Annotated in this window: 7 protein-coding genes; 1 reads left to right on the plus strand and 6 read right to left on the minus strand. The window is 52.8% G+C overall.

Going from position 1 to position 6,361, the window contains the following annotated elements; genetic code table 11:
- Positions 1–586 precede the first annotated feature (586 nt).
- Positions 587–1,126 (plus strand): SLATT domain-containing protein, encoded by a 540-nt coding sequence (locus tag K5905_RS24695; RefSeq protein ID WP_297589026.1) that lies wholly within the window; start codon positions 587–589, stop codon positions 1,124–1,126.
- A gap of 2 nt (positions 1,127–1,128) precedes the next feature.
- Here the strand turns inward: K5905_RS24695 and K5905_RS24700 are convergent, their stop codons facing one another.
- The 6 genes from K5905_RS24700 to istA all read right to left on the minus strand — a co-directional run bounded on the left by K5905_RS24700 (position 1,129) and on the right by istA (position 6,210).
- On the minus strand, positions 1,129–2,103 hold the full coding sequence (locus tag K5905_RS24700; RefSeq protein WP_297589029.1) for a nucleotidyltransferase domain-containing protein: 975 nt from the start codon (positions 2,101–2,103) through the stop codon (positions 1,129–1,131).
- 417 nt (positions 2,104–2,520) lie between these two features.
- Positions 2,521–2,865 (minus strand): hypothetical protein, encoded by a 345-nt coding sequence (locus K5905_RS24705; protein ID WP_297589030.1) that lies wholly within the window; start codon positions 2,863–2,865, stop codon positions 2,521–2,523.
- A gap of 6 nt (positions 2,866–2,871) precedes the next feature.
- Positions 2,872–3,222: a hypothetical protein gene (locus tag K5905_RS24710; protein ID WP_297589033.1), complete on the minus strand. Its 351-nt coding sequence runs from the start codon at positions 3,220–3,222 to the stop codon at positions 2,872–2,874.
- Between the two features lie 17 nt (positions 3,223–3,239).
- On the minus strand, positions 3,240–4,073 hold the full coding sequence (locus K5905_RS24715; RefSeq protein WP_297589036.1) for a relaxase/mobilization nuclease domain-containing protein: 834 nt from the start codon (positions 4,071–4,073) through the stop codon (positions 3,240–3,242).
- Positions 4,074–4,138: 65 nt separating this feature from the next.
- Complete coding sequence (gene istB, locus K5905_RS24720) at positions 4,139–4,981, minus strand: IS21-like element helper ATPase IstB (RefSeq protein WP_297589040.1); 843 nt, start codon at positions 4,979–4,981, stop codon at positions 4,139–4,141.
- The gene (gene istA / locus K5905_RS24725; protein ID WP_297589042.1) at positions 4,978–6,210 is read right to left on the minus strand and encodes an IS21 family transposase; all 1,233 of its coding nucleotides are present in this window, start codon (positions 6,208–6,210) and stop codon (positions 4,978–4,980) included. Before istA ends, istB begins: the two co-directional genes overlap by 4 nt.
- Between the last annotated feature and the right edge of the window lie 151 nt (positions 6,211–6,361).

Genomic DNA, 6,361 nt, shown 5'->3' on the forward strand with positions numbered 1-6,361 from the left:
CATCAACATTTCTGCTCAAAAGCCATCTCCTTCCAAGTACGTAATAGTTCACCGTGCCAATTAGAGGGAGCAAGCGAACAGTCACATATCCATTTCTTCTGAACCATAGAACAAGAGAGATGCCTCCTAAATCTGAAATTGTATTTGCTGACGGAGTATCAACCAAAATTCTAAATCAAGACCAGTGAGGTGGATGTTGAAACGCTGTGACCTTAGACCCAGTCGTCATCCACTTTAGCGCGAAGCCTTTGACGACTGCTCTCTGCTACCGGATTGCCTCATCTTGAACCGAACCCGTCATACAATGCTGTGGTGAGAAAAGGCGCTAAGCGGAAATTTTGTCATTCATAGACTCTTCGTCGATGGCAGGATTCAATTCCACTTCGACAGACTACTTTCCAAAACCTTGGTGCGTATTACTATGGCCTATACTGACTTCAATTCACCGCTGGCTGCTGTGGTACCATCAGACTTCGGTGACAACGTTAAGAGTCATCGAGAGTTAGGTAGAGATCGACTCCTTGACAACGCTCGAAAGGCATCAAGGTAATGCATATCTCATCTTTAAGCAGCTAGAGGTAGGCGCATGAACGATAGATCTCTTCGTAGCTCGATAATCTCTGAGGGAGAGAGGTTAGCGGTTGACGCATTGTACAGCGAAAAGGGTCATTTTGTGGCTGCAACTCCATGGAGGCGGGGACATTTGTGGCTTGGGGTTCCGGCTGCATTGTTCGCTTTTGCTGCCGGGGCAGGTTTTGTTGGCGATTATTTAGGTCCTGCAGCTGCATCAGCGCTGGCATTTGTTTCAGGTTCCCTCAGCGCGATCGCCACGTTTTTGAATCCCAATGAGACAGCCAAGAGCCATCACAACTCTGGTACTGCGTATGGTCATATAAGAAGAAAACTCCGCCAATTCGTTGAAATCACTTGTAAGGAAGCTGATGTCGCAGAATCCGAGTTAAGAGCTGAGTTAGCTGCGCTTACAAAAGAAATCACCGACATTCAAGTCGCAGCCAAGCCGATTCCCAAATCGGCATATGAGATAGCTCGAATGGAAATAGATCAAGACAACGGAACAGCCAGTTACTCTAACAAAGACGTGGACGTTGCAATGGATAGAATTTGAAATTAGCTCCCAAAGTATACGGGTAACTCATCATCCGTTCCGGGAAACACGGCTCTGTTGCTTCGACCCCAGCCAACTTTGTTCCAATACGTCTCGTAGCTTGGGATATTCCCGCAGAAAAGCTCGTTCCATTTCGCTGAAGCTTCAACTGTTCGATCTTCTAACTCAAGGATACCGGCCTGTTTCCCGATTTCCACGGCCTCCCTCGACACTTTAACAAAATTCTCAAGACGTTTCTTCCCTAGCACATCAAGAAAAGAGCTAAATCCCAGACTATATGTAGTATTTGTCTCGTAGTTTGAGATCACCTCTGAAGCGAAAGCGAAAGCATCAAGAAGCAGTAAAATTAGATTTGATTTACGTAGTATTGTCGGATTCTGCTCTAACAACTTGGCAATTGTTGTGTCAATCACGAAGCCGGGGAATGAAAAACCCAACATTGGTTCACGACTTCTCAGTAAATGCCTGGCGAGTCTACAAACGATAGGTAAGGGTTCAAAAAGTGTTCGTGCATGATTGAACATCGCGTTTTGATAAAGCGCGCGTGTCTTTAGCCATCTACCTTTGTTAAAGATTAACATCTCTAAGTCGGGTGTAACTTCATCCGGGCAAACGATTGGAATGATATCAATTGGTTTAAGGATTTCTTCAGTGCTTAGCGAAAACCCATTCTCGTGCGCACTAACTGAGCTACCATAAATTGAACTCAACCAAGTAGCCAAGGGTTCTAGGATGTGCAGTGCATCAGTTTGGTCGTTAAATCCAGATACGACTATGCAGCAATCTAAATCACTGTATCTATCGGCAGTCTGTCGGTTAAAACTGCCAAAACTATTGGTGCTGATGTTGAAAGGAAGGAATTCCGCATTTTCACATTTATAAAATGGCTCGCAAAATGTCGCTAGCTTTTCAAGCTCTTCATCTGACCACCTACAAACCTCAATTGCAGACAACAAGCGACGGTCGACCTTATCCAACGGGTTTTCCTGTAGGCCTTCCTTCATGGCGAAACTAAATTCTTAACCAAAGGTTATTGCGTCGCTAGGTCGACGTTCAAATATATACCGGTTAGGCAACTATTCAACGCAAAAACGTTTGACGGGTTCTTGTTTTGGCACCTTGCAATCAGCCGACGACTTTGGCGGTCACCGGTGACAAAGCACTGAAGTTATGAAGTTTTCGTTGGTAGATAGACTAGGGTCCGTTGAAGTCTTATGGCCATTTTGCACAAGCTTCATGATTACCTAATTTGTGTAGCCATTATCCGACGTCCGCCAATGATGGGTGTCGCGATTTGCTGCCATTTGCATTCTGAAACACTGAATTATTTACCTGCCACTCCTAGTTCCGATTGAAAAAAAATTATCGCTCGAGAGTATTTACCCTCTTTATCTTCAACGGTTCCGCTGATCCAATGTCTTGTGAATTCTGTTGAGTTCGTCCAGAGAGTTGCAAAGCCCGTCCAACGATCTGCCTGAGGATTCCGGCGCACTGAGCAAGTCGAGTAAGACTTCGTTGAAGGCCTGCTGCGAGCTGATGGATCTGTCGAGCAACGTTTCGAGCTCGGTCAGCCGTTCTTCCAGCAAGCCGGTCGAGCGTCTTTCCAAATGTTCCAGCTGAGCGGTCGAATGTTCGAAGGTGTTGGTCAACCGTTCGACCAAGCTCAGCAACCCGCGCTCGAGCGGCGTCAAGGTTTGTTGGGACGGCAGGTTTGGGGAGGGGAGATTGGTGTATGTCATGGAGATCTACTCGGTTAGTTGGCAGATGAAACTTGTCGCTGTGTCTTGGCAACGTTTGTAAGTGCCCGATTGGGTATCGAAGACCAGAACCGGATAGTCTGTGTAGGTCGTCTGATTGAACGCCGAAGTCACCAGGGCCCATCTCAGCTGATTGTCCAAGAACAAGACCGCGCAGAGCGTCAGGGTGGCCGAGATCAGGACCGCCGCCGACAATTTCAGCCATCGGTTCTTCTCGGCCAGTCTCGCGTTTTGCTCCAGGCTCGATTTCAATTGAAAGAGCTGCGTCTCGCTTTCTTTCAAGTGCCTGTCTAACGTCGCGCTCAGTTGTTCCTGGGACGATAGGAAATCTTTGCTCATTGTAGAGCCTGCGCTTTTCAAGATGCGCGATATTCGTCTCTGAGGTCTGAAAGGCTTCGAGCAGCGAGGCGTTCTGATCCTGGTGCATCTGTTCGATGTTCTCGCTCAGCCGCTCTCTGAGCGGTCTTCTCTCTGGTCCAATCTGCATGGAAAATGTCTCCCTTGAGCCGCCAGCGTGTGTCGCTGTCCGGGTCTTTGACTGTGAGATAGGTTTTGCCCTGGCGGGGCAGTTCGAAGCCGGCACCTTCAAGCACCTCGATCATGTCCGGCCGGGATGAGATGCGTCCGGCGACGATCAGGTCTTCCAGCCAGTCCTGGATGTCCTTTCGGCCCTGAGCTCGATGCTTCTTTTCCGGAAGCTGCTTGATGTCCAGCGACCTGGCCGGATCTTGCGGGTCGGCCCAGCCATGCTCCTTGTTGAGCATGTCGCGCAGGCCATCCATCGCCTTCTGGTAACCGGGAGGGGCGATGTTGAGGCTCTTGCCGGAAGTGAGCTCCATGCGCGGTGTGCAGAAATGCAGTTCCACACGGCCTTCATGGCTGTGCCTCACCCAGAGCATGTCGACCTGGTCGCGGTTCAGCCCGGCAAAGGCGAGTTCGTCGAAGGCGTCCATGACGGTCTGCTGTTGTTCTTCGGTCGGATGATCGTCCTTATCGAAGCTGATGACGCCCGCCCGGTACGTCCAGGCGTGTGGGCAGGCATCAATCAGGGCCCTGGTATGATCCGGATTGCCTGCCAGGACCTCCGGCAGCGGATCTCGAGGCTTCATCAACGGAACGCCGTTGTCGTCGCGGATGAGATCGCGATTGCCGTCGTAGGCGAGCACCCGCGGTGCGATTGTCAATGGCACCTTAAATTTCCCCAGAATGGGCCCTTTAAAAATCCCCAGTCTGGTGTCCCGGTAGTCAGCCGGATTTACAGACTGGCGGCTCCGTTTGTAGCTTTTGGTGGTCGTCCCCTGCGTCTCGGAGGAGGCGGTGGTGAGATTGGAGCGTTTGAACGCACATGTTCCGGGATCAGATCCGCGTGCCCGCGCAGTCGATAACTGGCGCCTTCGATCTGCACGACGACAGCATGGTGAAGAAGCCTGTCCAGAAGTGCGGTCGCGACAATGGGATCCCCGAAGACTTCTCCCCATTCCGCGAAGCCGCGGTTGGAGGTGAGGATCATCGCCCCTTTTTCATAGCGTGCGTTGACAAGCTGGAAGAACAGGTTCGCTCCGCCCTGTGTAATCGGCAGATAACCGATCTCGTCGACGATCAGCAACGAGGCCCGGGCGTAGAAGCGGATCTTGTCGACCAGGCGCCCCTCACGTTCCGCTTTGGACAGGGCTTCGACCAGATCGGCCAGTGTCGCCCGGTAGACGCTTCTGCCGCCCTTGACCGCAGCGACGCCAAGCGCAGTGGCAAGATGGGATTTGCCGGTGCCGGGAGGGCCAAGGAAGTGAACCACTTCCGCCCGGCGGATAAAGTCGAGCTGGGCAAGGGCTGCAATACGCTCGCGGTCCAGCGAAGGCTGGAAGGAGAAGTCGAAGCCCTCCAGCGTCTTGATCGGAACCAGCCTTGCCGTTTTGAGGGCCACGTCGATCCGGCGGGTCTCGCGCGTGGAATATTCTTCGCTGAGCAAGGCATCGATCGCCTCCACCGCTGTGATCTCACCCTGTTCCAGGCGATGAAGCGTGTGATCCAGTGCTTCCAATGCACGCGGCATCTTCAGCCCGACAAGCGCACCCTGGACTCTTTCCAGAAGCTCACTCATGCCGGCACCCGCTCACTTGCCAGGCGCCGTCCTACCGCATCATAAAAGTCAAGCGAACGATGCAATCGATCAGAGCTGCGGGAAGGTGCTGTCCGTTTCGGCGGTGCCTTGCGATGAAGGGGATCGACGCGCCGCTTGTTCTTGCCCTCCAGAACCGGATGACGTGCGATCTCGATCCCGTCTTCGAAGATCCGGATATCCTGAGTATGGTTCTGGACTTCCAGTGTCCGCCTGCGGGTCGTGTCCGGCACGCTGTAGGAATTTCCGTCTACCGAGATCATGCCCTCATGGCTGACCCGCCGCTCGACGGTGAGAACCGCGCTGTACGGCAATGCCGGCAGTTCTTTCAGGGCTGGCTGTTCTTCCGCAAAAGCTTCGTCGACAACACGGCCGGTCGTCGCGTGCACACGCGGATTGGCCACAGTGTCCCGCCAAATTGTGAACTGGGCATTGAGATCGTCGAGGCTCCGGAAACTGCGGGCGAGGAAGAAGTCCTGACGAATGTACCGGAACGGTCGCTCGACCTTTCCCTTGGTTTTCGCCCTATAAGGACGGCAGGCTTTCGGGGCTGTCCCATAATGATTGAGAAGAGCCACCAGCGAAGTGTTGTACGTGACAATACCAGCCTCGTCTTCGCCGATCACCGCAGTCTTCATGCGGTCATAGAGAATTTCTTCCGGCGCACCGCCCATGGCATCAAAGGCCGCTATATGGCAGCGCATGACCGATTGGAGGTTCTGGCTGGAGACGAACCGGCCCCAGAGCCAACGGCTGTGCCCAAGGACCAGCGAGAACAGCCAGACTTTCCGCGTGACACCAGGCTCGTCGGTGAAGTTGACCACAAACTCGGCAAAATCCACTTGGGCCTGTCTACCCGCCGGTGTTTCAAAACGCCGCTCAAATTGAGCCCGCGCCGGCGGCCGAACTTCGCGAAGATACTTTTTCACGGTCGTGTAGCTGCCCTCATACCCCAATTCGGTGATTTCTCGGAGCAAACGCTGGCCAGATAGATCGGGGAATTCGGTAATGCGATCCCTCAAATAATCGCGATAGCCATCCAGTTTGCTCCCGCGGGGCGGACGCGGGCTATAAACGGGAGCTTCCAGTCCCAGCTCCAGATATTTGCGGACCGTCTTGCGGTCACAGCCAACCTGACGCGCGATCGCACTCACGCTCAGGCCTTGTCGATTCAAATCATGTATCAAAACGATTTCCCTCAGTCGGATCACCCGGAAACTCCCCAATCAAATCGGGACCATTCCGGATGGAAATTTGGCGAAAGCCAATTGTGAGGGGCATGCCCCTCACAATTGGCAGCTCAGCGCCAGACTGGGGAATTTTCAGGTGCCCTTTTTGGGGAGAATAAAACGGCCACTAACA

It is taken from the genome of Roseibium sp., from assembly GCF_025698965.1.
In the GTDB taxonomy this organism is placed as follows: domain Bacteria; phylum Pseudomonadota; class Alphaproteobacteria; order Rhizobiales; family Stappiaceae; genus Roseibium.

Coding starts and splice junctions, on each gene's coding strand:
- K5905_RS24695 (WP_297589026.1), top strand. CDS start 587: ATGAACGATAGATCTCTTCGTAGCTCGATAATCTCTGAGGGAGAGAGG.
- K5905_RS24705 (WP_297589030.1), bottom strand. CDS start 2,865: ATGACATACACCAATCTCCCCTCCCCAAACCTGCCGTCCCAACAAACC.
- K5905_RS24710 (WP_297589033.1), bottom strand. CDS start 3,222: ATGAGCAAAGATTTCCTATCGTCCCAGGAACAACTGAGCGCGACGTTA.
- istB (WP_297589040.1), bottom strand. CDS start 4,981: ATGAGTGAGCTTCTGGAAAGAGTCCAGGGTGCGCTTGTCGGGCTGAAG.